Genomic DNA, 24,161 nt, shown 5'->3' on the forward strand with positions numbered 1-24,161 from the left:
CGCCGCCGTCGTGTCCCTGGTGACCGCGGCCTACCTGATCGCCTTCCGCCGCAGGGCCGTGCCGCGACCGAATCTACCGTCCCCGGATCGCGCCCCCCGGTGACGGGCTACGGCAGGAGGGGTGCGGGCTCCGCCCACCACTGAGCCAGGATGCCGAGCGCGACGCCTACGATCGCGGGGAGGACCGCGGACAGGTACGAGAAATCCTCCCGGATCAGGTTCCGCGCCAGGAACAGGAGCAGGGTGATCAATCCGGCTCCCGACCCCAGGACGATCAGAGTCCGAGCGGTCCGAACGCGGTCGGTCGCGAGGAAGTACGCACCGATCAGGACCGCGACACCGCCGAGTGCGGCGATTCCGCCGAAAACCCGGGACAGAAGGAGGAGGGCGGGCTGCGGACCGACCCAGCTCACCAGCAACTCGAAGAAATGGTCCACCCCCGCGACCCCGGAGTACCCGACGACCAGGAGAAGGACTGCCGCGGCGGCCGCGATGAACGCGGCCTGCGTGTTCACCTTCATTGCTCACCGCTTCGCGACGAGGGCCTTCATCGCCTCGAGGTTCTTCGGGTGGGCGTCGAAGTATCGGTGGATGGGTGCGAGCTCCGCGTTCAGGGCTGCGGCCACACCGCCCTTCAAGTCTTTGGGGTGCAGGTCGCCCTTTGCATACGCGCCCGCAAGCTCCGCGTACGACCGGAACGTGACGTCGCCTCCGAACTTGGCCTCGCGCGCAGTGGTCAAGGAGCCGCGGCGGGGAAACAGGATGAGCTTCGCAATCCCCAGGACGGGATTGTCCTCGGCCTCCTTGGGCGGACAGAACGCCTTCCCGATCTTCCGCTCCACCTCGGACGGCGGGTCGTTGATCAGGATGGACGCGTCGGGCTTCGACTTGGACATCTTCCCCGCGACCGGGTCCATCCGTCCGCCGCCCTCGAGGCCCGGGAGGAGGGGCGTGTGCAGCGCGACGACCTGCTTCCAGCCCAGCCTCGGCGCGACGTCCCGGTAGAGCATGTGGGCGTGCCGCTGATCCATCCCGCCGTACGCCAGGTCGAGGTCCATCCAAGCGATGTCCGCGACCTGCATGGCGGGGTAGATGAGCTTGGACGCGTCGAGGTCGGCCTCCTCCTCCCTGCGGCCCATGACCGTGAGCGCGCGCCGGATGCGCGCGACGGTCGAGGCCTTGGAGACAGAGATGACCTTCTGCCAGTACTCGGGGTGGGTCACGAATTCGTTCGCGTAGAGGAACTCGACCGCGTCCGGGACACCGAGGGCCCGGAACCCGTCTCGGAAGTACTCCGCGCAGACGCGGATGGCCTCGAGGCTGCCACCGAGCTTGTCGTTGATGTACGCGTGCCAGTCCGCGAGGAAGATGATTGCGTGGAAGCCGGCCCGGACTAGATCCGCGATCTTCTGGCCCACGATGAATCCCGTGCCGACGTGCATGAGGCCGGACGGCTCGAGCCCGACGTAGGCGCGGGGGGCCCCGCCGCGGTCCAGGAGGGAGCGCAGCTCCTCGCGGGTCACGACTTCCTCGGTCCCGCGTAGGACGAGCTCGAGCCGATCCTCGACCGCCATGGCGGCACGGAACCGGGGCGCGCAGGATAAAGCTTTCAGCGGGAACGCCGACGCGCGGCCTTCTCCTTGAGGTTCTTGGCGGCCCGCTCTGTGGCTCCCGCCAACTTCTCGACGGCGGGCGTGACCGCGCTCGCGGCCCTGTCGGCGGCTTCCTTGGTCACTTGGACCGCCTTGTCCGCCGCGGGCTTCACGGACCGGGCGAAGTCCCTCCCCGCGCGGCCCAGATCGTCGGCCACGGGTTTCAGGGCGCGGGCGGTCTCCTCCACCGCGGGACGGATCGTCTTCACGGTCTTGTCCACGGTGGGCTGGATCGCCTTCGCGGCGCGGTCGAGGGCTTGGCTCGTCGTGCTGGCGAGGTCTTTGGTCACGCGGCCGAGGGTCTTCACCACATGGTCCACGGGGTTGACCACGGCGGCGCACTGTGTGCAGTACGTGGCCCCCTCGGGGAGCGTGGCACCGCATTGAGGACAGAACATGGGACTCACGCGTGGAGGCTATGCACCGGTCCTATAACCCCTTTGTTGCGCGCCGGTCGAAGGAGGACATCCCGGTCTCACTTGAGCGCCTGGAGGGCCTCGCCGAACTTGTTGGCGTGGGCGTGTTCCGCCTTGGTCAGGATGTCGAAGTACTTCGCGAGCTCCTCGAAGCCTTCCTCCCGGGCAACCTTCGCGAACGTGGGGTACATGGTCGTGTACTCGTAGGTCTCGCCCTGGACGGACGAGTTCAGCATGTCCTTCACGTTGGTCACCTTCGCGCCCGTCACGGGGTCGCCGATCTCCTTCATGGAGTCGAAGTGGTGGAAGGCGTGCGCGGTCTCGCCCTCGGCGATCCCCTTGAACAGGGCCGCGACCTCGGGGTACCCCTCCTCGTCCGCCTTCCGGGAGAAGTAGAGGTACCGGCGGTTCGCCTGGGCCTCACCTGCGAACGCGGTCTTCAGGTTCTCGAGGGTCTTCGTGCCTTGCAGCGTGGCCATGGGATCGATCTCCAGCCGCACCCTCTCGGAGCGTCCCTAAAGAGATGCCGCATGTAGAGTACGTAGTCGCGATCGCGGACGGCGCGCATCACGGTGAGGCGGGCGCCTTGGGTCGCCGTTGCACGCGCGCCTCGAGGACGGCGTGCACAATGCCCGGCGCGTAGGACTTGACGATTCGCGACTGCACGGATTCCACATCGTACCAGTGCGCGCGGGCACCCTCCGTCAGGTGCGCAATGGGAGACTGGGGGAAGTGTTCCCTGGGACAGAGTTCGTGGTACACGACGAGCCCAGCGCCGCGGAGTGCGCGGAACGCGACGTCCAGGTAGTCGGCGGCGGAGAAGTGCCCCAGGAGCACGACGTCGGCAACTCCGCGTGGCGCGGTCTCGCGGCAGTCGCCGAACAGAGGCATCACGTTTGAGGCTCGGTTGAGCCGGAGGCTCTCCACGAGGTAGTGGTATGCGACCGGATTCAACTCACAGGCGTAGATCCGAGAGGCGTTCGCATGGACGGCGATCGGGAGCGTGAAGTAACCAATCCCCGCGAACAGGTCCACGACCACGTCTCCGTCCCGGACCTTCGCGGCGATCGACGTCCGCTCGGGCAGGTTGCCGGACGAGAACATGATCGTCGCCACGTCGAACATGAAGCGTACCCCGTCCTCGACGTGGACGACCTCCATGCCTCGCCCCCAGAGGATCCGGACTTCGGGCGTGCGCAGGACCCCATGGATGCCGGAGACGTCTTCGACGACGCAACGGGCATCCAGGGTTTCCGCAAAGGCCGTCCCGATTGCCGCACCGTACCGGCGGGCCTCCTCGGATAGCCTCACGACGATGACATCCTCGAAACGTGCCCACTTCGTCGGCGCGACTCCGGGGGGCACGCCGTACCGCTGGAGGCGCTGTTCCAACTCGAGGCGAGGGTTGGGTGGGCGGGGCCGAGGGCTCAGCTCTCCGACGTCCTCCACACGGGGTCCGCGTCGCGCGAGGTCCAAGGGAGGCAGCTCGACCACGGGGATGAGGACGTCAGCCCCACGCTTTGTGATGCGCGCGGCGCGATTCACGAGGCCCCGTGCATGCAGCTCCCGACGGACGTCCTCCGCCTCGGCCGCAGGCACCACGACGACTCGCATCCCACAAACGAAAGGGAGCACGGCTCATCTCCCTTTCCCTTGGGCGCTCGCCGCGATACCTATATGAGGACGCTTCCGCTTCGCGCCGCATCATGCGGGCGCCCGCCCTGCTCGTCGCCCTGTTCCTCGTCGCGGTGCTCGTCGCCTCGCCCGCCCGTGCCGCGCCGGACTTCGGCGCCGTCGGATACGTGAACAAGCTCATCAACATCCTCTCGACACCGCAACTCGAGCCTGGCCAAAGCGGCGATTTCGCCTTCCAGTTCAATTCGACCTACCCCGCCGGCATGACGCTGTACGACGTCCACCTGAACGTCAGCATGTACGAGTACCAAACCATCGACTCGACCGTCCCCGTGGACGCGAGCTGGACCTATCCCTACCCGTACGTTGAGAGCACGCACGGGCGGGAGTGGTGGTGGAACGCCACCTCCGTCGCGCCCGGCAGCGTGACGAACCTCTCGTTCACGGTCGTGACCTCCGCGGACTCGAACCTCATGCCCTCGGGCTCCGTGTTCAACCAGGCGAGCTACGTGCTCCGGATGTGGCTCGACTTCGACGGGAACGTGAGCGGCTCCCTGACCCACTTCACGATGGCCTCCCGCGGCTACTTCAGCGCCGCGGCCTGGGCGGCGGCGACCAACACCACGTACACGGTCCCTTGCAACCCGCCGTCGTGCCGCGGGAACCTGAACCTCACGAAGCTCGGTGTCCAGGGCATCCTGCCCGACTCTTCGTTCGGCGTGAAGCAGCCGATCCCGCGCTGGCCCTTCTACGCGTTGATCGGGCTGGCGATCTTCTTCGTGATCCTTGCGTTCCTGTATTGGGTCGAGGAGAACCCGGGCACCTACCCGCGTGTGGAGACGTGGTGGGCCCGCCAGCGCGGGCGGCTCGCCCGCCTGCGGCCGAGGCGCCACCGACGGCCCGCCGCCCGGGAAGCCGGGGCGGAGCCGCCGAAGGCGAACCACTGAGCCCAGTCGCGGTGCCGCGTCACCGCAAAGGTTTTTACCCGCCCTCCCTTTGGCACGCTCTCGTGGTCGAGGTCCAATTCCCCCGCCGGGTCGCGTTCTTCTTCTACCTCGCCCTCTTCATGGCGGGGATCATCTTCTACCTCATCTGGGGCTTCACGTACGGAGCGTGGAACCTCCTGGCCGCGGACTGGATCGGGGCGTACGCGGTTACCGTGATCCTCCTGGGGTTCGGGATCGTCGGCATGCTCCTGTACAAGAGCTAGCCTGGGCGCCCCCGTCAGTACACCTTCGCCGCGTACACGACCTGCTTGGTCGGCTTGCCGCAGACGACGCACGTGCCCTCGAACTCCTCCGGGTAGAACGGCGTTCCGAGGACGTTCATCCCGGTGCGCTCGGAGATGGCCTTGCCGCACGCCTCGTCCCGGCACCAGCCCATCCGGTTGAAGCCGTCCTTCGCCTCCTCGAGCTTCGTGATTGTGAACGTGTTGTCTTGGAGGACCTTCTCCGCGCGGTTCCACATGTCCACCTGCATGAGCTCCAGGACGGACCGCAGGCGATCCGGGAGGCCGTCCCGGGGTAGCTCGCGCTTCTGACCGTTGTCCCGGCGCACGACGGTGACCGCATGCTTCGCCATGTCGCGCGGGCCGATTTCGACCCGGACGGGGACGCCTCGCGCCTCCCAATAGTAGAACTTGTCCCCGGGGCGCACGTCCCGATCGTCGAGCTTCACGCGCATGCGCTCCCGGAGATCGAGATGGAGCCGCTGGGCTTCCTGGAGAATCTCCTCTTGGCGGCCCTTCTCGAGGATGGGTACGATGACGGCCTGCACAGGCGCCACCGCGGGCGGGAACACGATGCCCTTCTCGTCGCCGTGGATGGACAGGATGGCTCCCAAGATTCGCTCGCTCATCCCGTCCGTGGTCTGATGGACGAACTTGTGCTCGCCCGTCTCGGTCTCGAACGTGACGTCGTAAACCTTCGCGAAGTTGTCCCGATACTGGTGGAACGTGGCCACCTGGAGCGCTCTCCCGGACGGCATTAACGTGTCGGCCCCGAGGCTGTAGTGGGCGCCCGGGAACTTGTCCCAGTCGGGCCGCTGGGAGACCAGGTAGGGCAAGGCCACAAGGCGCATGAGGCGTTCGTTAATCTGGAGGTCCTCGCGGATCTGCTGCTCCGCATCCTCGAACGTCGCGTGGGCCGTGTGGGACTCGAAGAAGTGGATCTCGCGCACGCGCATGAACGATCGCGTCATCTTGGTCTCGTATCGGAACACGGGGACGATTTGGTACACCTTGAGCGGGAGATCCGCGTGGCTGCGGATCCAGATCTTGAACATGGGGTACATTGCGGTCTCCGACGTGGGGCGGAGGACAAGGCGCACGTCGAGCTCGTTGAGGCCGCCGTGCGTGACCCAGAAGACTTCGCCTTCGAACCCCTTGACGTGCTCCGCCTCCTTCTGGAACTCCGTCTCGGGGATCAGGACGGGAAAGTTTACCTCGCCGTGTCCCGTTGCGTCGAACTCCTCGCGGATGGCGTGGTCGATGAGCTTCATGACTGCCCAGCCGTACGGCCGCCACACGTTCATGCCCTTGACCGGGTAGCGCTTGTCACTGAGCTCCGCTTTCTCGATGATCTCGTTGTACCACTCGGAGAATTCCTCTTCTTTCCGCATGGGACGGACGGCCAAGGAAAGGCCCGTACAATATCCTTGCGGTGGCGGGCGGGCGCGAGCGGGCTTCAGGGAGGCCGGGCGAGTGCGTGACCGCAGTAGAAGCACGTCTCATCGGCTTCCCCGACCAGGGTGTGGCACTGGGGACACTCCTTCTTCCCACTCGGAGGTGGACCTGCAGGGACTGCCGGTTGGGACGGCGTCGAGACCGGCGCCGCGGGCGGGGGTTGGGGAGCAGCGGGCCGTTGCTCTCGCTCCGCTTCCCGCCGCGCGTGGCGGTAGGCCCAGAGGAGGAACACGGCGATGACCACGACGATCAGGATCGCGATGTACGCCGAGTAGGGCGTCGCGGGCATCACATCGAACGTGGCGGTCGTGTTGGCCTGCGCGCCGAAGGGGTCGGCGACCGCGACCACGAGGGTCGCTCCCGAGGCGCTCACGTCGGGCACATTCCATGTCACGGAGCTCGCGCCGGCGGCGCCGCCGAGCAGGTGCGTCGTGTTGCCGTTCACGGTGAGGTTGACCCAGACCTTGACGTACTTCGTGGCGAAGACGTCGTCCGTCACCGTCCACTGCAGGGTGTACACCTGGCCGCCGGGCAGGTTCTGGCCCGTGGTCGGGGCGGTGATCGTCACGGCGACCGACGAAACGGACGGGATGCCCGGCTCCGTGGCAAGGTGGAAGTCCGAAGGGGAGCGGGTGTCCGCACAGGAGGGCGACCGCTCCAGAATCTGGCCTGGCCCAGGGGCGGGCGCGCTGCCGAGGATCGTGGCCCCGGGCTGCCAGTCCAACGTCCCGCCCGATGTCGCGTTGAACTCGACGCGGTTCACGACGATGTCCTGGCCCCCGGCCGATGCGCCCGCACCTCCGGGGTTGCGATAGAGCAGCTTGAGGGCATCCCCCGTCGGCACGAGACCGAAGGCGTCCGTGAGGTTCACCCGGATGATGCTGTCCGCAGGCAGCGCTCCGGCCAGGCTGAAGTTGCCGCCGAAGTAGGTGCCGGGGGCATCTCGTTGCAGGTAGTAGTCGGCGAGGGACGCCGGGGACCCCGTGGGGTTGCACACGAGGACGAAGGGCGGACCCCCTTTCGCGGGCTGGCTCACGATGCCTTGCATCTTAAACGGCTGGGGGGTGGTCGGCGCGGACCCCAGGTGCAGATTGATCCTCGTGAGGTTGTTGGAACGCCACGAGAGCGTCTCCTGGAACACGTCCGAGGACGTGGCGAAGTCGGAGGCCGCGTACAGGACCGTCTCGCCCGCGTTCGCGCCGTGCTTCGTGGGCGAGGGCTCGGGGGTCGTCGCATTGATGACCCAGTTTCCCCCGGTAAGCACCGAGTACGCGCCCGCGGCGTTCTGGACCGCGGAGAGGTTCGAGTACTCCACGCCGTCGATGAACGTGCGGACCGGAGTGCCCACGGGGAGCGGCGAGCCCGACCGGTCGTACGCGTTTCCCTCCGCGGTCATCGGGAGCGGGACCGCACCCCGAGCCACGAGGACCATGGCGAAGGGAGCCGCCATCAGGATCACAAAGACGAGGAGCGGAACCAGCTCGAGCGTCCCTCGCTCGACGTGACGTCGGCGGTCCGCGGTGGTCACCGCGCGAGCGAGCTTCTCGCCGTTACTTATACCCACCGTCGGAAGGACGCAGGCCCTGCGATTCCCTCGAGTCTCACCGGGTTCCCTGCCTCCGAGAAAAGCTTTAAGGGTTCCCCGCCATCGGCGCCTTCCCTGGGAGACCCGATGGCCGAGATCGTGGAATGCGTGCCGAACTTCTCCGAGGGCCGGCGGAAGGAGGTCGTCGACGCGATTGCGGCCGCGATCGCCGCGGAATCCGGCGTGCGGATCTTGGACCAGGAGATGGATGCGAACCACAATCGCTGCGTGATCACCTTCATCGGCAACCGCGACGGCGCGGCGCGGGGAGCGTTCGCCGGGGCCCGGAAGGCAGTGGAGCTCATTGACATGAACCTCCACCACGGCGAGCATCCCCGGATTGGCGCGCTCGACGTGTTGCCGTTCGTGCCCGTGGCCGGTGTGACCATGGAGGACTGCGTGCAACTCGCCCGCACCGTGGGCCGCCGCATTGCGGCCGAGCTCGGGGTGCCCGTCTACCTGTACGAAGCCGCCGCAACCCGGCCGGACCGCAAGGACCTGCCCTCCGTGCGCCGCGGCGAGTACGAGGGGCTCAAGGCGGAGATCGAGACGAACCCGGACCGTCGCCCGGATTTCGGGCCGCCCAAGATGCATCCCACCGCGGGCGCGACGGTGGTGGGCGCACGTCCCCTCCTGGTTGCCTGGAATGTCAACCTAGCGACCAAGGACGTGCGGGTCGCGAAGCGAATCGCGAAGGCGATTCGGGAGAGCGACGGCGGCCTCCCAGCGGTGCGGGCCAAGGGCTTCGAGCTCGCGGACCGCGGCCTCGTCCAGGTCTCGATGAACCTGATCGACGTCCACAAGACGTCGCCCCTCCGAGCGTTCGAGGAGATCGCACGCCTCGCGGCCGCGGAGGGCGTCGCGATCGCGGAGAGCGAGGTCGTCGGTCTGGTCCCTCTCGAGCCGTTGCTCGAAGGAGCCACCGCACACTTCAAGCTCGCGAACTTCCATCGGAGCCAGATTCTGGAGACCCGCCTATGGGAGTGAAGGAGGAGCGGCTGGGCGAGTTCCTGGACGCCGTTGCGGCGCCCACGCCGACCACCGGAGGCGGCAGCGTCTCCGCCCTGGCGGGCGCCCTGGGTGCGGCGCTCACGAGGATGGTCGTCGGCTTGGCGCGGGACAAGAAGGGCTACGAGCCCGTGCAGGGCGACCTCGTGCGAATCGGCACCGAGGCGGCTCGGCTGCAGGAGCGCCTGCTCGAGCTCGTGGAGGACGACTCGCACGCGTACGGCGCCGTGGTCGCGGCGATGAAGCTGCCCCGCGGAAACGATGCGGAACGGGCGGCTCGCGTCAAGGCGATGCAGGCGGCCTACCAGGAGGCTACCCGCGTGCCCCTGGAGACCATGGCGGCGTGCTCCGACGTTCTCGGGCTCGCGGCTCAGGCCCTTGACACGGGCCATCGAGGGGCGACGACGGATGCGGCAGTCGCGGTCCTCCTGGCCGAGGCCGCGCTGCGAGGGGCGGGCCTGAATGTGCGCGTGAACCTCGCCTCGATCAAGGACGAGGCGTTCCGGTCGCAGGCGCAGGAGCGAGCGGAAGCCCTCCTCGCCGCTGGGGAAGCCGCGAGTCACGAAGCGCTGTCGAAGGCGATGGCCCGCCTCTAAGCGGACCTCTGCATGCATGTGGACGCGGACCATGTGGGCGGCCACCGCCCGGTGCCGCGGAGTTTGACGGGCGGAGCTACCGCCGAAAGCATTTAGGAACCTGAGGTCGTACCGTGCCCTCCGTGGAGCGAGTCAAGGCGGCACGGGGGCCGAAGCTCCGGTGCAAGGGCTGGCGGCAGGAAGCCATCCTCCGGATGCTCGAGAACAACCTCGAGAACGCCGAGAAGCCGGACGACCTGATCATCTACGGGGGCACCGGGAAGGCCGCGAGGAACTGGGAGGCCTTCCGCCGTATCGTGGATGCGTTGAAAGGCCTCGGGGATGACGAGACCCTCCTCGTCCAGAGCGGGAAGCCCGTGGCCATCTTCCGGACGACGCGGGACTCCCCGCGGGTCCTGACCGCGAACGCGCACCTTGTGCCGAAGTGGTCGAACTGGGAGACGTTCCACGAGCTCGAAGCGCTCGGGCTCACGATGTACGGGCAGATGACCGCGGGCGGGTGGTCCTACATCGGCTCGCAAGGCATCGTCCAAGGGACCTACGAAACCTTCGCGGCGTGCGCGCGCCAGAACTTCAAGGGCTCGCTGCGGGGACGCCTCGTGCTCACGGGCGGGATGGGCGGCATGGGGGGCGCGCAGCCCCTCGCGGTCAAGATGAACGAGGGCGTGTGCTTGGACGTCGAGGTGGACGAGGCACGCATCCGACGCCGGATCGAGAGCAAGTACTGCGACCTCCTCCTGCGGGACCTCGACGAGGCCCTCGAGGTCGCGAAGAACGCGGTCGCGGAGAAGACGCCCCTGTCCATCGGCTTGGTCGCGAACTGCGCGGATGTCCATCCCGAGCTCGTGCGACGCGGTGTCCGCCCCGACGTGGTCACGGACCAGACCTCCGCCCACGATCCGCTCGGCGGCTACATTCCGAGCGGCCTCTCCGTGAAGGAGGCTGCGGACCTCCGCAAGACGGACCCGGATGCGTACCTCCGCCGGTCGCGGGAGTCCATCGCCATCCATTGCCGCGCCATGCTCGACCTGCTCCACACCGGGAGCGTGGTCTTCGACTACGGAAACAACATCCGCGGCCAAGCCAAGGAGGCGGGCGTCGAGAATGCGTTCGAGTTCAAAGGCTTCGTCCCGCTGTACATCCGGCCCATGTTCTGCGAGGGCCGCGGCCCCTTCCGCTGGGTGGCCGTGAGCGGCGACCCCGAGGACATCCTGAAGACGGACCGCGTGGTCCTTCGGGAGTTCCCCAAGGACGCGACGTTGAGGCGGTGGATCGATCTCGCGGAAAGGTTCCTGCCGTGGGAGGGCCTCCCGGCCCGCGTGTGCTGGCTCGGCTACGGGGAGCGCGCTCGATTCGGCACCGTGATCAACCGGATGGTCGGCGCCCACGAGCTCTCCGGCCCCATCGTGATCACCCGGGACCACCTGGACGCCGGATCCGTGGCGTCACCCTACCGCGAGACGGAAGGCATGCGCGACGGCTCGGACGCGATCGCGGACTGGCCCCTGCTGAACGCGCTGGTGAACACGGCCGCGGGCGCGGACCTCATTGCCGTACACAACGGCGGCGGCGTGGGGATCGGCTACTCGACCCACGCCGGTGCTCTCGTGGTCTGCGACGGAACGGCCGAGGCGGAGAGGCGGATTGAACGCGTGCTGACCACGGACCCCGGCATGGGCGTCGTGCGCCACGCGGACGCCGGCTACGAGGACGCCGTCCGGTTCGCCAAGGACCACGGCATCCGGATGCCTTCCCTCGAGTGATTCCGTGCCCCGTCCTCTTCAGGTCCACCCGTGGGTCACCGTGGACGGTCTCCTCCTCGTGGAGGCGAAGCTGGCCGCGGTCCTCCGCCGCAACCCTCCCTTCCAGGGGATGCCCGCGCTTCCGGGCGGCTTCCTGGAGCTCGGCGAGACCACGGAGCAGGCCGTGGTCCGGGAGGTCCGGGAGGAGACGGGTCTCGAGACCCGCGTGTCCCACCTCGTCGGCGTGTTCTCGGATCCTGCCCGGGACCCGCGGGGCCACACGGTCACCGCGGCGTACGCGCTCGAGCGGACGGGCGGCGAGCTGCGCGCGGGCAGCGATGCGAAGGGCGTGGCCCTCCTGGACCCCGAGCGGTTGCCGCCGATGGCCTTCGACCACGCGCGGATTGTGGCTTCGTGGCGGAGCGGCTAAAGATTCCCGCTCGGTCCCGACCACGCCTTCTTGGCGGTCCCCGGGAGCCAGCCTACCAGCAAGAGAAGTAGGCCCGAGGCGAGGAACAAGGCGAGCCCGCTCGCCGTCGGAACCGGGAATGGGGGCGTGAGGGCGAGCCACACCTCGACCACGATCCGACCCCCGAAGCCCGCAAGGCCCGCGAGGAGGCCGGCGCGCGAGCCCGCCGCGACGCTGACCCAGAGGACCCACGCGACGAGGACGAAGATCAGGGGGAAGGCGAGGACGTTGGGGATGGGGAACTCCTCGGTGACCTGCAGGACGGGGGCGCTGGGAATCGCGAGGAGGAATGCGACCGCGGCGAAGAGGAGGACGAAGCCCTTCCCGAACCCATACACGCGCCGATACTCGCGCCCGACCTGTCGGGCCGGGCCGAACTCGGCGAGGGCGGATCCGACGTCGCCGCGGCTCGCGGTGGCCTCCGCGATGTGGCTTGCCAGCTCCCTCAGGATGTCGTCGCGGATCCGCGCCTCCATGCCGAACATGGCCGCCCGGACTTCGGCGAGGAAGTCGTCCGCCTCCGTCACGTTATCCCCTCCAGGATGCGTTCCGCGCCCGCGGTCATCTGCCGCCAGATCGCCAGGGCCTCGGAAAGCGCCGTGCGCCCCCGCGACGTGAGGCGGTAGTACTTCCGCGGCATCCCTCCCTCGCCCGGGCCCGGCTCCTTCCAGTGGCTCTCCACGAATCCCCGCTCCTCGAGCCGCCGGAGGGCCGGATACAGGGTCCCTTCCTTGAGGTCGAAGAACCCGTTCGAGGTGTCGCGGAGTTCGTGGAGGATCTGGAACCCGTACTTCTCCTCCTTCGCCAGGAGGGCGAGGAGGCAGAGCTGGATCGACCCGCGCTTCAGCTCGGCGGTCCACTCGGGGGAGATTTCCGGCATGGGCCCGGCCTCGTATCCGGGGCTCGGTATTTCGGCTTTCGGGGCGATGATTCGGGGGCGTGGAAGGTGCGGCCACGGGGAATCATCTCAAGCGCCGTCGCCTCGGGCGTGTTTCGCAGCATGGGAGCGGGAAAGGAAAAAAGAGGGGAAGGGGCGGCGCTCAGTTCTTCGGGCGCCGCGCCCTGCTCCGGAGATACAGGGCGGGGATGATGGCGACCCCTACGACCGCGACCTGTATCAGCAAGATGCCGAGTGGGGTGAGGTTGAATCCCGACGTCACGTTCGGCGTGAACGACTCCACGCTCATCGCGGGATCGTGCACGATCGAGTAGCCCGCAGGGTAGATGAACGCCCCGTGGACCGTGAAGCCGTAGAACGCGCTCTCCCCGTTCGTGTACGCGATCCGGCTCCCGCCCTGGACCTGGAACAGCATGGTCTCCGCCTTGCCGTCCACGGTCACGTTGGACGTCCAGCGGAACTCGCCGATCCGCGTCCAGCGGTCATCGAACGTGATCTTGCTGAACGTGTACAGGTGGGGTGCCGAGGGCGCGTCGCCCGCGGTCTCGTTATCCAGGATCGTAGAGTTCGTTCCGTCCTCGGCCCGCTCCTGGGCGTACGCCAGGTGGACGAAGTCCACCGTGCGATCCGGGTAGAAGTTGCCGAGGATGAGATGGGTCTCCAGGGCGAGCTTGTCCGTCAAGTTCGCGAAGTCCCAGCCCGTGATGTTGTGGTCGTACTTCGCGCCCATCTGGACGGTCGGGCCGGACACGGTGTGGTAGCCCACGAACGTGACGTTCGTGATCTCCCGGGGAGTCGTGTCCGTCACGGTGACCCGGTACCAGGGGATGTCCGCCGTCTTGTTCGCCGTGTCCACGGTCAGGTGGAAGGTGAACGCGACCCGGTTCAGCATGTGGTCCCCCGTTCCGTTCGCGTTCGGGATATGCGGGTTGATCCAGGTGTACGCGAGGTCCGTGGCCGCGATCGTGAAGTTCACGTAGAATGTGCTCCCGACCGTCTCGTAGCTCTCGCTCGTCATCGTCCACGCGCCCGTGCGGAGGTTCAGGGCCTTGACGGGCTGGTTCACGGTGATGGTCAGCGGCAGGCCGCTGTCCGAGAAGAGGCCGAATCCCTCGCTGACGTTCAGCGTGCGGAACTCGATGAACCGGTCGAAGCTCTGTGCGAGGACCGTGTCCACGGGGATCCCGCGGACCGCGACCTGCTGGCCCTGTTGGTTCACGACGTCCGCGCCACCGAGGATCCGCGGATACTCCGCGAAGATCACGACGGTGTTCGGGTTCGTCGACGTTCCGTACACGACGCCGAAGTGCGTGTTGCCCGCCGTGACGCCGACCCAGTCCCCGCCGCCGAAGCGGTTCGTCGGCGTCGGGCCGACGAAGACCGGCGTGAGGTTCTGGGCCGCGGAGGCGGACATGTTCGAGCTGGCGGCGGCCGTGCTCGCGAGCGCGAGCGGGACGGCGAGCACCGCCAGGGCAATTAGGGTGGCTGCGATTCCTCGCATGGGGGTTCCTCCGTGTGCGGGGTCTTGCCCCGCTATCTACATAGCGTCACTATGTACTGTGCCATACTTAAACCCCTCGGCAAGATTCGCATTTCGAAGGCCTGATATCCAGGCACGGATGTACGATTTCGGTGCCCCGGACCGTCCTCCTCGACGCGAATGCCCTCCTGATGCCGTTCCAGTTTCGGCTGAACCTCGAGGCGGAGCTACGCCGCCTGCTGGGCGACGTGGACATCGCGGTCCCCACGCCCGTCCTCGAGGAGTTGCGAATGCTCGCCATCCGGGACCGAGACGCGCGGGCCGCCGAGCGTCTCGCCACGAGGTACCGATCCATCGAGGGTCACGGTGCCGCGGACGACGCGTTGCTCGACCTCGCGCTCTCCCTGAACGGGATCGTCGTCACGAACGACCAGCCGCTCCTCGACCGCCTCCGCGCGCAGGGCGTGCCGCGCGTGTTCCTCCGGTCGCGAAGCCATCTCGTGGGCGAGGGGCTGTGACTTCCGCCTCCAGGGAAAAGGCATAAACGGGCCGCGGCGCTGTCCGGCCCGTTGAAGCCCTACCACGTGGAAACCCTGAAGGGAATCGCGCTCCTCGGCGGCACGAAGGAGTACGTGAACCTGTCCTCCGGGGAGCTGGGGAAGCTAATCGGCGTGAGCCAGCAGTCCGCGTCGCAGCGGATCCTGGAGCTGATCCGCGAAGGACTCGTGACCCGGGACCTGGCGACCCGACGCCAACGCATCCGGCTCACCGGGAAGGGGATGGACCTGCTCCGCAAGGAGTACGCGGACTACCAGCGGATCTTCGAGATCAAGGAGACCGTGACCATCTCCGGGGTCGTCTCGAGCGGCCTCGGGGAGGGCGCGTTCTACATGCGGCAAAAAGGTTACAAGGAGCAGTTCCGCAAGAAGCTCTGGTTCGAGCCGTTCGAGGGCACGCTGAACCTGAAGGTCCCGAGCACGGACCTCGCGAAGGTCGAGGTCCTCCGGGCCAGCTCGGGAATCGAGATCAGCGGCTTCGAGTCTGCCGGGCGCACGTTCGGCGGCGCGAAGTGCTTCCTGGCGACCCTGGGTCACCTGGACTGCGCGATCATCCTGCCCATCCGCTCCCACTACTCCGAGGTGATCGAGGTCATCTCGAAGCACTACCTCCGCGGTTCCCTCGGCCTGAAGGACGGCGACAGCGTCGAGCTCATCGTCCAATTGTGATGCCGGGGCCATGTCCGAGTCGGCGCCGCATTCGCACGCCGCAACCTCCCGTGATTGATTCTCTCCTGCCGCAAGGCATGCCCGCGGTCGAGTGAGTCACGACCGCTCCTCGCTTCGCGAAGCGACCCGCGAGGGCGGCGCGGTCCGGACCCAGGGACTCGGTGCACGGAGTCCGGAAGGCATCCGCGCGACCCGATTCCAGGCCAGGCCGACGGTGGGAACGAGGACGGCGAGTCCGATCAGCCCTGACCACAGGAAGCCGGCGTCGAACGACAACGCGGCGAAGGAGAGCGCAGAGCCGAGCAGGAGGGCGGGGACGATGAATGCGAGGACCCGCGAGGTGCGCGCGGGAGCCCGGGCGTCTCGGGACCACGCCGTCCGGACAGCGAGGGAGAGCACGGTCACCACGGCAAACCAGCCCAGGAAGTTTGTGAGTGGGACGCCGTACAGGCCGCCCGGGCGCGACCAGGTCCAGTAGCCGGCGCGGACGGCGAGAGGATCGACCATGGCGTCCCAGGCCACCGCGACCGCTCCATCCACGAGGGCGAGGGCGAACCGCGAAAGGCCCGCGGCCAGGGTGGTGGTCGCCACGGCGAGGTACGCGATGTTGAGCCACGCCACGTAGATGAATACGGGCACGATACCGAACAGAGAAGGGCCTGGCATGGCGTCGTAGGCGTACGGTCCGTACGGAATCCCGGTGAGGACTCCGAGGAGTTCGGACCCGAACGGGATTGCGAACACGAGCACACCGAACGACATCGCGCCGCGGGGGCCGCGGTCGCGCACCATGCACGCGACCGCGAACACGGTCGCGGGAAGCGTGATTTCCGGCACGGGTCTGCCCGTGACGATCTGGACCAGCACGCCCGCTGCTTCGAGACTGAGAACCGCAACGAGCCCGGCGAGATACCCCCGGTCCACGGCGGACCGCGGGCCGCCGCCCTCCATCGCAGGGGGTGAAGCACGTGCCCGCGAATATACCTGTGCCCTTGTCGCCCGGGCCTGTGCTCAGAAGCGTTTCTCCACGTACTGGAGCGCACTCTCGAAGATCGTCTTGCCGTCCCCGTACACGGGGTCGCCACGCCCGTCCCGGGTCCAGTCTGGGTGCAGGTGCCGGAAGAAGCAGCGCTCCGGGTGCGGCTGCACACCGAAGACGTTCCCATCGCGGTTGCAGAGGGCCGCGATGTTGTACGTGGTGCCGCTCGGGTTCCAGGGATAGCCCGCGTACCGTCCCCGGTCGTCCACGAACCGGAACACGACCTGATCGTTGTCGATCAGTTCGCGGAGGAGTCTCTTCTCGTGCTCCCGCGGCAGCAGGAACTTGCCCTCCGCATGGGAGCTGATGAAGGTGACCACCTGCCCGTGTCGCAGGCCGCGCGTGAAGACGCACGACCCTCCGTTCTCGAGCTTCAGGAGGCTGGGACGGCATTCGTAGTGGCTTGAGTCGTTCGTCGCGAGGACGGCCTCCGGCTCGGGAGTCATGACGCCGCCGAGCGCCGGGAGCATGCCCGCCTCCACGAGGACCTGGAATCCGTTGCAGACCCCGAAGACGGGCTTGCCCGCCGTCACGAATTCCACGAGTTCTTTGGAGAGCCGGGAGCGCATGCGGGCCGCGAAGATCGTGCCCGCGCGCACGTAGTCTCCGGAAGCGAACCCTCCCGGAATCATGAGGATGTCGTAGTCCTCCAGGTCGCGTCGGAGCTCCGCGGGCACATCGCCCGTAAGCTGCTTGAGATGGACCTTCTCCGCCTGAGCCCCCAGGATCCGGAAGTACTCCGCGGACTCCTGTTCGCAGTTCGTGCCCTCGATGAACACGACGGCCACGCGGATCGCGGCGCGCTTCACGAGACCACCACCTGCTTCGGGATGGCTTCGGACCAAGCCTCGCGCATCGTGGTCACCGGGAGCGAGACGCGCCGCGTCGCGTTCCGAGCCCGCAGCGAGGCGCCGCCCGTTCGGCCGACGTAGGTGAGCGGAATCCCCTCCAGGAGATGTTCGAACTGCTCCTCCTGGCGGCGGGCCACCTCGACGAGCCAGCGACCGTTCGACTCGGAGAAGAGCTGAACGTCCCAGCGCGCGGGACCCATCGCCGCCGTGTCGAGGTCGGAACCCAGGTCTCCGCCCAAGCACATCTCCGCCGCGGCCACCGCAAGCCCGCCGTGGGTCAGGTCGTGGCACGCGGCCACGGTCCTCGCGTCGATCGCCTCCAGGAGATGGTCGATGGAGGCCTTCAGACCCAGCGGATCCGTGGCGGGCACGATTCCGCCCGCCCGTCGCCGGAGGCGGAAATACTCGGACCCGCCGAACTCGTTCTCCGTACGCCCGACCAGGAACAGGGCATCCCCCGACCGCTTGAGGTCCGACGTCACGCACTTGCGCAGGTCGGGTATCATCCCCACGCCCAAGATCACGGGCGTGGGCGGAGACGGTCCCAGCGCGGACTCGTTGTACAGGGAGACGTTTCCCGAGGGGATCGGCACCCCGAGGGCCTTCGCCGTCTCGCCAAGCCCGCGGACCGCCTCCCGGAAGAACCACAGGCGATCGGGCTTCTCCGGGTTCCCGAAGTTGAGGCAGTTTGTGAACGAGTGCGGGCGCGCACCGACCGCCACGAGGTTTCGGCAGACCTCATCGACCGCGGTTGCACCGCCGCGGTACGGATCGATGATCGTGTAGTTCGGGGTCGAGGAGACCGCGATGGCCAGGGCGCGCCATGAGTCGGGAAGCGGGCGAATCACTGCCGCGTCGCCGTGGCTCGCCCGTCCGATGACCCCTTGCATGGGCTTCAGCACGGTCGACGCGCGGACCTCGTGGTCGTACTGGCGGATCACGTACTCCTTCGACGCGACGTTCGGGTCGGCGAGGAGTCTCAGGATCATCGCGCGGTAGTCGCGCGGTTCAGGGGGCAGGGAGCCATTCTGCCGCGGCAGGTCCCTGGGGGGCGCAAACGGGCGCCGGTATTCCGGCCCACCCGTGTAAAACTCGATGTCGAGATCGAGGACGACCTGGCCGCGGTAGCGCACGATCGTGTGCTTCTGCGAGATCACATGGCCGATGACCGTGGCGGGGACGTCGTACAGGTCGAAGATTTGCAGGACCGCGTCCACGTTCCGGGGCGCGACCGCGAGCATCATCCGTTCCTGGCTCTCGGAGACCCAGATCTCCCAGGGGGCGAGGGCCTCCTCCTTGAGCGGCACCTTCTCCAGGTCCACCTCGGCGCCGAAGCCGCCCGCCAGGGCGAGCTCGCCAACCACGCACGACAGCCCGCCGCCGCCGAGATCCTTCAATCCGTCCAGGAGACCGCGCTGGGCTGCCTCCACGCACGCGTGGATCAGGGGCTCCTTGAGGATGGGGTCCCCGAGCTGGACCGCGCCGCCCTCCCATTCGTGGACCGCCTTCTCCGTGAGGTCGATGCTCGCGAAGGTCACGCCGTGGATGCCGTCCCGCCCCGTCTTCCCGCCGCAGAGGACGAACACGTCCTCGAGGGCCTTCACCCGGTTCTTCACGATCTGGGACTTCTTCCCGAAGCCCACGCACGCCACGTTCACGACGATGTTCCCGACGTAGCCTTCGTCGAACGCAATGCATCCCGCGACCGTGGGAATGCCCACGCGGTTCCCGTAGTCCCGGATCCCCGCGACGACGCCGCCGAACAGGTACTTCGGGTGCTTGATCCCGGGCGGCAGCTTGTCCATGGGGTAGTCGAGCGGCCCGAAGTGCAGCGGATCGGCGAGCGCGATGGGCTGGGCCCCCATGGCGAGCACGTCCCGAAGGATGCCGCCGATGCCCGTGTTCGCCCCGCCGTACGGCTCGATCGCGGACGGGTGGTTGTGGCTCTCGATACGGAGGGCGTACGCGTGGTCGGCGTCGAACTCGACGACGCCCGCGTCGCCGCGGTCCAGGACGTAGGGCGCCTGCACGGGGAAGATGAATTCCCGGAGGAAGACCTTGGAAGACTTGTAGCAGCAGTGCTCGGACCACGCCTGCCCAAGAGCCTGGAGCTCCACGTCCGTGGGCTCCCGGCCCTCCTTGCGGAAGTACTCCTGGACCATCCGCATTTCGGAGACGCTCAGGGCCAGCCCCAAGCTGTCGCTGATCCTCGCGAGCTCCCCGCCCGATGCGTCACGAAGAAGCACGTCGTGCAGCGGGAACGGAAGGTCCCGCCCACGGAATCGCCCCGCCACGGTGTCGCCCCGGGAAATGGCAAGGGAGCACGGTACATTAGTCTTCGGGTCGAGGGGACATGTCGGATTCGCGTCTCGCGCGGGCAAACGAATTTAGCGACGGAGTGCGTACGCATCCCGAATCACCATTCTTTCCGCGGTGATGCCGCGGCCGCAATCTCGGACGGGGGAAAGCGCATGGTTTCCCAGCTCCGGATGTACAAGGTGAAGGCCGGAGCGCTGGAGGCGTTCGTCCGCGAGTGGAGGGCAGGCGTGGTCCCTCTGCGCCGGAAGTTCGGGTTCAAGGTCGAAGGAGCGTGGGCGCTGCCCGAACGGAATGAGTTTGTCTGGATCCTCGCCTACGACGGGCCCGAAGGATTCGAGGCCCGCGACGCGGCGTACTACGCCTCCCCCGAGCGGAAGGCGTTGACGCCCGACCCCGCGCGTCACCTCACCCAGATCGACACGCGGCTGATGCGGTCCGTCCTCCCATAGACGGCCGGTTCGCCGGGCCTCCGGTCATGGTTTAAATAGCGCGGCGCGCCTGTGCGCGAACGGAGGCCGGCTCGCCGGTCCTCCGAGGGGAACCGGATGGGTAAGGAAGACCGCGACCAGTGGATCGTGAAGTGCCCGAAGTGCGGCAAGGTCGACGGGTCCTGTCGCCACGTATCCGCGGAGGACGTGCGGCGCATCCTCAGGCTCCTGAAGGCGGGGATCGAGGTCTTTCCCGTCGAGGAAGACGAACCCGAGCTCCCGGAACCCCACATCCACGAACCCGTCCACCTCGCGCACGTGGTCAAGCCTCGGTTCGCCTGGTCGGACCTAGTTCTCGCGCCCACGACCCGGGAGGGCCTCGAGGACGCGCTGACCGAGTTGCGGCACAAGAGCCTGATGTACAACCGCTGGGGTCTGCGCCGGGTCGTGAAGAAGACGAAGGGACTGTCCCTCCTGTTCGCGGGCCCGCCGGGCACGGGGAAGACCATGGCCGCGGAGGCTCTGGCCCACGAGCTGGGCCGGCCGCTCCACGAGGTGAACTACGCCCAGATGGAGAACATGTGGGTGGGCGAGACGGAGAAGAACATCGAACGCGTGTTTTCGAAGGCCGTGGAGGATGGCGCGGTCCTCTTCTTCGACGAGGCGGATGCGGTCTTCTTCCGCCGGGGCTTCATGACCGCCCCTTGGATGAACCGGGACGTGAACGTGCTCCTGAGCCATATCGAGAACTTCTCGGGCGTCGTCATCCTCGCGACGAACCTCCCTCGGGCGCTCGACAAGGCTCTCGATCGTCGGATCGACATCGCGGTCGAGTTCCCCATCCCCGACGCGACCCTTCGACGCGAGCTCTACCGCAGGTGCGTGCCCAACCACGCGCCCCTCGCGAAGGACGTGGACTTCGGAGTCCTCGCGCAGCGCTACCCGCTGAGCGGCGGCTCGATCCTGAACGTGGTCCGCGGCGCGATGCGAAGCGCGCTCAAGCGTGGCCGGCGGCACCGCATCACGCAGGGGGACCTCGTGCGTAGTGCGGAGCGGGAGTCCAAGAAGGCCACCCTGTTGACCCAGGATCACTTGCAGCCCTCGTTCCGACAGGAACGGATTCGTGGTTACGCGTGAGGCCGCGCGCCTCGGTTCCTGCGCAACGGCGTCGGGGTCGCTGCCCCGCTCGCGGCCGGCTCCCCTCCCTCGACCGTGATCGTGTAGCCGTGCACGACGGGGTTTGCGAGCAACCGCTTGCACATCTCCTCCGCCGAGGCGCGAGCATGGGGCGTGTCGTTCGCGTCCAGGTCGATCAGAAACAGCTTCGCGCTGTGCACGCCGCGAATCCCCTTGAACCCGAGGAGATTGAGCGCCTTGAGAACGTTGTCCCCCTCCGGGTCCGTGACGCCCTTCTTTAGGTGCACCTCGATCCGCACGCGCATCGTCGACCCCCGACGGGGGAAGGGTCGTCCCCTCTTAGGCCTTTCCCGCGGTCGGGTTCCTAGGGCCGCGTGGTTGCCGCGACGGGGAATCGCGACGAAACGCTTTTATCGGAGCAGGAGGGCATCGCCTTCGGAGACCTGGCATGATTCCCGTCCAGCAAGACCACGATGGAGAGCAGACGCTCCTCACGGCGAAGCCCACGCGGTACATCGCCTTCCACTACTACGTCCTCTTCCTCCTCGCCATCGTCCTCGCCCCCCTCGTGTACCTCCACCCCTGGTACTTCGACCTGATCCCTGCCACCGCGCTAGGCCCGGTAGATCTGCGCGAGATCATCACGGGGCTCCTCCTGCTCCTTGCCCTCTACTCGCTCGTCCGTGCCGAGCTCAAGCGCGCCACGACGTTCTACATCATCACGGACAACAAAATCATCCGGCGGGACGGGATTCTGAACCGCAACACGCAGATGATGCCGTACACGATGCTGAACCGGGTGGATCTGAACCAGAGCTTCGGTCAGCGGCTCCTGCACATCGGGACCGTGCTCGTGGACACGGGTGACGACAAGATGTCCATCGACCACGTCGCCCACCCCGAGAAGATCCAGCAGCTCCTGAGCGCGCGCATCGGACGCCGCGCCTACATCCAGCAGCGCTGACCCCGCCCCTTCCCCGATGCACGGGCGGTGGGCCGTCAGAAAGGGAGAAATAAGGACCCAAGGATACGCGTGCCGGGAGAGGGGCGCATGAAGCTTTTCGCGACGGAGCTCCGGGGGAAGACCGTCATGACTGAGGATGGGCAAATCCTCGGAATCCTCACGGACTTCATCATGGACACGAAGAGCGGGAAAATCGTCTCCATGCTCGTGACCCCGGCGGAGGGTGTCGAGCCGCGGCTGTTCAAGACGGATGCGGAGGGCCGCCTCATCCTGTCCTTCAAGACGATGAAGGCCGTCAAGGACGTCATCGTGACGCAGCTTGCGGAGTAGGCCACGGGCCCCGCGTCACAGGACCGGGACGGGCACGGGGAAGACCGTCGGGAACGCGAAGTGGAGGAAGCTGACGACTCCGGACAGCACGAACTGGACCGCGACCGCGGCGATCAGGATCCCCATGATCCGGGAGAACGCGTAGACGCCCATGCGGCCGAGGCGATGGAAGATGCGGTCCGCGCGGTCCAGGAGGACCCACCCGATCGCGAGCGTGACCAGGATGGACCCAATGATCATGGCGACCTCCCCGAGATTGAGGGGATTCGCTGCGCTGCCCATGAGGACGATCACCGTCGTGATGGCACCCGGGCCGGCGAGCATCGGGATCCCCAAGGGCACCACGCCGACCATCTCCCGTTGGAGGGCCTCCTCACGATCCTGTTGCGTGAGCTGGGTCCTCGGCCGTTCCCCCTGCATCATGGACAGGCCGACGCGGAACAGGAGGATGCCGCCGGCAACTTCGAACGCGGGAAGGGAGGTCCCGAAGAAGTAGAAGATGTAGTTCCCCAGGAACGCGAACGCGACGAGGGTCACGGTCGCAGCCACGATGGCCTTCTGGATCACGCGCTTCTTGAGGTCCAGTGGGTAGTCCTGGGCGAGGACCACGAAGAACGTCGTGGCGCCCATGGGGTTCACGATGGCGAAGATTGCCGAGAAGGTCGCAACCGCGAACGCAAGATCGGCGGCCATAGGCCCTCGTTCCGACGTACGGACGGGGTATTAGAACGTGTCGAGGACCTTGCGGGCGAACGTCAGATAGCCCGTGTGCCCCAGAGCGGCGAAGGAGGGCCGCACGCCCACGTCCCGCACCTCCATCTCCCGTTCGATCAGCTCGACCGTGCGGACGTCGAGGAACGCGTGCCTGCGGAGTTCCGCAACGGTCTCCTTGACCTGCTCCATGTTCGGCGAGAAGGACGCGAGGTGCCCGCAGGCGCGCAGCGTGGCCCATGCGCCGGGAATCGCGGACCACGGATCCGGAATGTCCAAGACGAGCGCGTCCACCTCGGTCTCGTCGATGGGCGCGCGAACGTCGCCCACCTTGAAGTCCACCCACGCGCCTAAGCCGGCGCGATGGACGTTCTCCCGGGCAATCTCTTGCTGATCCTCACGCAGGTCGTACGAGTAGACCTTCCCGGACGGACGTACCGCCCGGGCCAGGGCCATCGTGAGCGCGCCGCTTCCCGTCCCCGCCTCGACGACCCGCGATCCCGCGGAGAGATCGAGCTCGAATCGGATGGACGCGATATCCTTGGGCGTGAGGGACTGTGCGCCTCGAGCCAGGGTCTCCCGCAGATCCCGCAGGGACGGCTCGAGCACGATCACGGTCCGCCCGCCGACGCGCAGGGCATGCCCCACAGAGTCGCGCAGCCGCGCGACGTCGAACGTCCCGAACCCCGGCACGGTCGCCATCCGTCCGTCCAGGCTCACGGGGTGCTTGCGGCCGCGGGAATCGATCAGGATCAGGTATGAATCCATCATCCGCCGGAACGGACCCGCGCGATAAAGTGTTTCGGACCCGTTCGATTCGGGCGGCTTCTCCCTGAAGCCTAATATACCCAACGTGGGATTCGACCGGGAAGCGATGCGCGGGAAGGAGGAGTCCACACGCGCCCCGGTTGGGTTGCGTGTTCCTCGATGGATCGTCGCGCTGGCCGTGCTCGCCGTCGCCTTGGGCATCCTGTACGCAATCTTCGGATTGG

At 67.4% G+C, this 24,161-nt stretch carries 28 protein-coding genes; 12 read left to right on the top strand and 16 right to left on the bottom strand.

The genetic code is table 11. The features are described from left to right. Window positions 1-107: 107 nt before the first annotated feature. The 5 genes from VEY12_10140 to VEY12_10160 form a co-directional block, all read right to left on the bottom strand. Entirely contained in the window at window positions 108-521 is a 414-nt protein-coding gene (locus VEY12_10140) for a hypothetical protein (protein ID HYM40477.1), read from the bottom strand. 3 nt (window positions 522-524) lie between these two features. Next, window positions 525-1,574 (bottom strand): tyrosine--tRNA ligase, encoded by a 1,050-nt coding sequence (locus VEY12_10145; GenBank protein HYM40478.1) that lies wholly within the window; start codon window positions 1,572-1,574, stop codon window positions 525-527. 35 nt (window positions 1,575-1,609) lie between these two features. After that, window positions 1,610-2,059 (bottom strand): zinc-ribbon domain-containing protein, encoded by a 450-nt coding sequence (locus VEY12_10150; protein HYM40479.1) that lies wholly within the window; start codon window positions 2,057-2,059, stop codon window positions 1,610-1,612. Window positions 2,060-2,127: 68 nt separating this feature from the next. Continuing rightward, window positions 2,128-2,547, bottom strand: a complete 420-nt coding sequence (locus VEY12_10155; protein HYM40480.1) for a rubrerythrin family protein — start codon at window positions 2,545-2,547, stop codon at window positions 2,128-2,130. Window positions 2,548-2,635: 88 nt separating this feature from the next. Then, window positions 2,636-3,682, bottom strand: a complete 1,047-nt coding sequence (locus VEY12_10160; GenBank protein HYM40481.1) for a class I SAM-dependent methyltransferase family protein — start codon at window positions 3,680-3,682, stop codon at window positions 2,636-2,638. 92 nt (window positions 3,683-3,774) lie between these two features. Between VEY12_10160 and VEY12_10165 the strand changes: the two genes are divergently transcribed. Beyond that, window positions 3,775-4,650 carry a hypothetical protein gene (locus VEY12_10165; protein HYM40482.1) on the top strand — a complete coding sequence of 292 codons (876 nt, stop codon included), beginning with the start codon at window positions 3,775-3,777 and terminating at the stop codon, window positions 4,648-4,650. A 62-nt stretch (window positions 4,651-4,712) separates the two neighbouring features. Next, on the top strand, window positions 4,713-4,913 hold the full coding sequence (locus VEY12_10170; protein ID HYM40483.1) for a hypothetical protein: 201 nt from the start codon (window positions 4,713-4,715) through the stop codon (window positions 4,911-4,913). A gap of 14 nt (window positions 4,914-4,927) precedes the next feature. On the opposite strand, the gene proS is transcribed toward VEY12_10170, so the two are convergent. Beyond that, the gene (proS, locus tag VEY12_10175) at window positions 4,928-6,322 is read right to left on the bottom strand and encodes a proline--tRNA ligase (protein HYM40484.1); all 1,395 of its coding nucleotides are present in this window, start codon (window positions 6,320-6,322) and stop codon (window positions 4,928-4,930) included. 65 nt (window positions 6,323-6,387) lie between these two features. Beyond that, the gene (locus VEY12_10180; GenBank protein ID HYM40485.1) at window positions 6,388-7,914 is read right to left on the bottom strand and encodes a hypothetical protein; all 1,527 of its coding nucleotides are present in this window, start codon (window positions 7,912-7,914) and stop codon (window positions 6,388-6,390) included. Window positions 7,915-8,058: 144 nt separating this feature from the next. Between VEY12_10180 and ftcD the strand changes: the two genes are divergently transcribed. The 4 genes from ftcD to VEY12_10200 all read left to right on the top strand — a co-directional run bounded on the left by ftcD (window position 8,059) and on the right by VEY12_10200 (window position 11,747). Beyond that, window positions 8,059-8,958, top strand: a complete 900-nt coding sequence (gene ftcD / locus VEY12_10185) for a glutamate formimidoyltransferase (protein ID HYM40486.1) — start codon at window positions 8,059-8,061, stop codon at window positions 8,956-8,958. Continuing rightward, entirely contained in the window at window positions 8,949-9,575 is a 627-nt protein-coding gene (locus VEY12_10190) for a cyclodeaminase/cyclohydrolase family protein (protein HYM40487.1), read from the top strand. Before ftcD ends, VEY12_10190 begins: the two co-directional genes overlap by 10 nt. Window positions 9,576-9,688: 113 nt before the next feature. Next, window positions 9,689-11,338, top strand: a complete 1,650-nt coding sequence (gene hutU / locus VEY12_10195) for a urocanate hydratase (protein ID HYM40488.1) — start codon at window positions 9,689-9,691, stop codon at window positions 11,336-11,338. A gap of 4 nt (window positions 11,339-11,342) precedes the next feature. Beyond that, on the top strand, window positions 11,343-11,747 hold the full coding sequence (locus VEY12_10200; GenBank protein HYM40489.1) for an NUDIX hydrolase: 405 nt from the start codon (window positions 11,343-11,345) through the stop codon (window positions 11,745-11,747). Here VEY12_10200 and VEY12_10205 read toward each other — a convergent pair. The 3 genes from VEY12_10205 to VEY12_10215 all read right to left on the bottom strand — a co-directional run bounded on the left by VEY12_10205 (window position 11,744) and on the right by VEY12_10215 (window position 14,185). Beyond that, window positions 11,744-12,313, bottom strand: a complete 570-nt coding sequence (locus tag VEY12_10205; GenBank protein ID HYM40490.1) for a hypothetical protein — start codon at window positions 12,311-12,313, stop codon at window positions 11,744-11,746. The two genes, VEY12_10200 and VEY12_10205, sit on opposite strands and share 4 nt — an antisense overlap. Further along, entirely contained in the window at window positions 12,310-12,666 is a 357-nt protein-coding gene (locus tag VEY12_10210) for a PadR family transcriptional regulator (GenBank protein HYM40491.1), read from the bottom strand. The genes VEY12_10205 and VEY12_10210 overlap by 4 nt, the downstream gene beginning before the upstream one ends. Before the next feature lie 160 nt (window positions 12,667-12,826). Then, window positions 12,827-14,185: a hypothetical protein gene (locus VEY12_10215; GenBank protein HYM40492.1), complete on the bottom strand. Its 1,359-nt coding sequence runs from the start codon at window positions 14,183-14,185 to the stop codon at window positions 12,827-12,829. A gap of 131 nt (window positions 14,186-14,316) precedes the next feature. On the opposite strand from VEY12_10215, the gene VEY12_10220 reads away from it, so the two are divergent. After that, complete coding sequence (locus VEY12_10220; GenBank protein HYM40493.1) at window positions 14,317-14,682, top strand: twitching motility protein PilT; 366 nt, start codon at window positions 14,317-14,319, stop codon at window positions 14,680-14,682. Window positions 14,683-14,733: 51 nt separating this feature from the next. Next, window positions 14,734-15,390: a DUF120 domain-containing protein gene (locus VEY12_10225; GenBank protein HYM40494.1), complete on the top strand. Its 657-nt coding sequence runs from the start codon at window positions 14,734-14,736 to the stop codon at window positions 15,388-15,390. Between the two features lie 96 nt (window positions 15,391-15,486). On the opposite strand, the gene VEY12_10230 is transcribed toward VEY12_10225, so the two are convergent. The 3 genes from VEY12_10230 to purL are packed head-to-tail and all read right to left on the bottom strand — an operon-like array spanning window position 15,487 to window position 19,574. Then, complete coding sequence (locus VEY12_10230) at window positions 15,487-16,341, bottom strand: carotenoid biosynthesis protein (GenBank protein ID HYM40495.1); 855 nt, start codon at window positions 16,339-16,341, stop codon at window positions 15,487-15,489. Window positions 16,342-16,401: 60 nt separating this feature from the next. Then, window positions 16,402-17,238: a phosphoribosylformylglycinamidine synthase subunit PurQ gene (gene purQ / locus VEY12_10235; protein ID HYM40496.1), complete on the bottom strand. Its 837-nt coding sequence runs from the start codon at window positions 17,236-17,238 to the stop codon at window positions 16,402-16,404. After that, a complete protein-coding gene (gene purL, locus VEY12_10240) occupies window positions 17,235-19,574 on the bottom strand; it encodes a phosphoribosylformylglycinamidine synthase subunit PurL (GenBank protein ID HYM40497.1) in 2,340 nt (779 codons plus the stop codon). Before purL ends, purQ begins: the two co-directional genes overlap by 4 nt. Window positions 19,575-19,751: 177 nt before the next feature. Here purL and VEY12_10245 point away from each other — a divergent pair, with 177 nt between their 5' ends. Then, complete coding sequence (locus VEY12_10245; protein ID HYM40498.1) at window positions 19,752-20,048, top strand: NIPSNAP family protein; 297 nt, start codon at window positions 19,752-19,754, stop codon at window positions 20,046-20,048. 96 nt (window positions 20,049-20,144) lie between these two features. Further along, on the top strand, window positions 20,145-21,164 hold the full coding sequence (locus VEY12_10250; GenBank protein ID HYM40499.1) for an ATP-binding protein: 1,020 nt from the start codon (window positions 20,145-20,147) through the stop codon (window positions 21,162-21,164). On the opposite strand, the gene purS is transcribed toward VEY12_10250, so the two are convergent. Beyond that, entirely contained in the window at window positions 21,155-21,469 is a 315-nt protein-coding gene (purS, locus tag VEY12_10255; GenBank protein HYM40500.1) for a phosphoribosylformylglycinamidine synthase subunit PurS, read from the bottom strand. The genes VEY12_10250 and purS overlap by 10 nt on opposite strands. 143 nt (window positions 21,470-21,612) lie before the next feature. Between purS and VEY12_10260 the strand changes: the two genes are divergently transcribed. Both VEY12_10260 and VEY12_10265 read left to right on the top strand, forming a co-directional pair. Further along, entirely contained in the window at window positions 21,613-22,128 is a 516-nt protein-coding gene (locus tag VEY12_10260; protein ID HYM40501.1) for a PH domain-containing protein, read from the top strand. An 87-nt stretch (window positions 22,129-22,215) separates the two neighbouring features. Next, window positions 22,216-22,458, top strand: coding sequence for a PRC-barrel domain-containing protein (locus VEY12_10265; GenBank protein HYM40502.1), 243 nt, complete (start codon window positions 22,216-22,218; stop codon window positions 22,456-22,458). A gap of 15 nt (window positions 22,459-22,473) precedes the next feature. Here the strand turns inward: VEY12_10265 and VEY12_10270 are convergent, their stop codons facing one another. Continuing rightward, complete coding sequence (locus tag VEY12_10270) at window positions 22,474-23,151, bottom strand: NAAT family transporter (protein HYM40503.1); 678 nt, start codon at window positions 23,149-23,151, stop codon at window positions 22,474-22,476. A gap of 30 nt (window positions 23,152-23,181) precedes the next feature. Next, window positions 23,182-23,937 carry a tRNA (adenine-N1)-methyltransferase gene (locus VEY12_10275; GenBank protein ID HYM40504.1) on the bottom strand — a complete coding sequence of 252 codons (756 nt, stop codon included), beginning with the start codon at window positions 23,935-23,937 and terminating at the stop codon, window positions 23,182-23,184. Window positions 23,938-24,161: the final 224 nt, after the last annotated feature.

This window comes from Thermoplasmata archaeon (genome assembly GCA_035632695.1).
In the GTDB taxonomy this organism is placed as follows: domain Archaea; phylum Thermoplasmatota; class Thermoplasmata; order RBG-16-68-12; family RBG-16-68-12; genus RBG-16-68-12.

Bases quoted from the DNA above. Each gene is read 5' to 3' on its own strand.
- VEY12_10140 (HYM40477.1), bottom strand. From the start codon at position 521: ATGAAGGTGAACACGCAGGCCGCGTTCATCGCGGCCGCCGCGGCAGTC.
- VEY12_10145 (HYM40478.1), bottom strand. From the start codon at position 1,574: ATGGCGGTCGAGGATCGGCTCGAGCTCGTCCTACGCGGGACCGAGGAA.
- VEY12_10155 (HYM40480.1), bottom strand. From the start codon at position 2,547: ATGGCCACGCTGCAAGGCACGAAGACCCTCGAGAACCTGAAGACCGCG.
- VEY12_10160 (HYM40481.1), bottom strand. From the start codon at position 3,682: ATGCGAGTCGTCGTGGTGCCTGCGGCCGAGGCGGAGGACGTCCGTCGG.
- VEY12_10165 (HYM40482.1), top strand. From the start codon at position 3,775: ATGCGGGCGCCCGCCCTGCTCGTCGCCCTGTTCCTCGTCGCGGTGCTC.
- proS (HYM40484.1), bottom strand. From the start codon at position 6,322: ATGCGGAAAGAAGAGGAATTCTCCGAGTGGTACAACGAGATCATCGAG.
- ftcD (HYM40486.1), top strand. From the start codon at position 8,059: ATGGCCGAGATCGTGGAATGCGTGCCGAACTTCTCCGAGGGCCGGCGG.
- VEY12_10190 (HYM40487.1), top strand. From the start codon at position 8,949: ATGGGAGTGAAGGAGGAGCGGCTGGGCGAGTTCCTGGACGCCGTTGCG.
- VEY12_10210 (HYM40491.1), bottom strand. From the start codon at position 12,666: ATGCCGGAAATCTCCCCCGAGTGGACCGCCGAGCTGAAGCGCGGGTCG.
- VEY12_10215 (HYM40492.1), bottom strand. From the start codon at position 14,185: ATGCGAGGAATCGCAGCCACCCTAATTGCCCTGGCGGTGCTCGCCGTC.
- VEY12_10230 (HYM40495.1), bottom strand. From the start codon at position 16,341: ATGGAGGGCGGCGGCCCGCGGTCCGCCGTGGACCGGGGGTATCTCGCC.
- VEY12_10245 (HYM40498.1), top strand. From the start codon at position 19,752: ATGGTTTCCCAGCTCCGGATGTACAAGGTGAAGGCCGGAGCGCTGGAG.
- VEY12_10250 (HYM40499.1), top strand. From the start codon at position 20,145: ATGGGTAAGGAAGACCGCGACCAGTGGATCGTGAAGTGCCCGAAGTGC.
- purS (HYM40500.1), bottom strand. From the start codon at position 21,469: ATGCGCGTGCGGATCGAGGTGCACCTAAAGAAGGGCGTCACGGACCCG.
- VEY12_10260 (HYM40501.1), top strand. From the start codon at position 21,613: ATGATTCCCGTCCAGCAAGACCACGATGGAGAGCAGACGCTCCTCACG.
- VEY12_10265 (HYM40502.1), top strand. From the start codon at position 22,216: ATGAAGCTTTTCGCGACGGAGCTCCGGGGGAAGACCGTCATGACTGAG.
- VEY12_10270 (HYM40503.1), bottom strand. From the start codon at position 23,151: ATGGCCGCCGATCTTGCGTTCGCGGTTGCGACCTTCTCGGCAATCTTC.
- VEY12_10275 (HYM40504.1), bottom strand. From the start codon at position 23,937: ATGGATTCATACCTGATCCTGATCGATTCCCGCGGCCGCAAGCACCCC.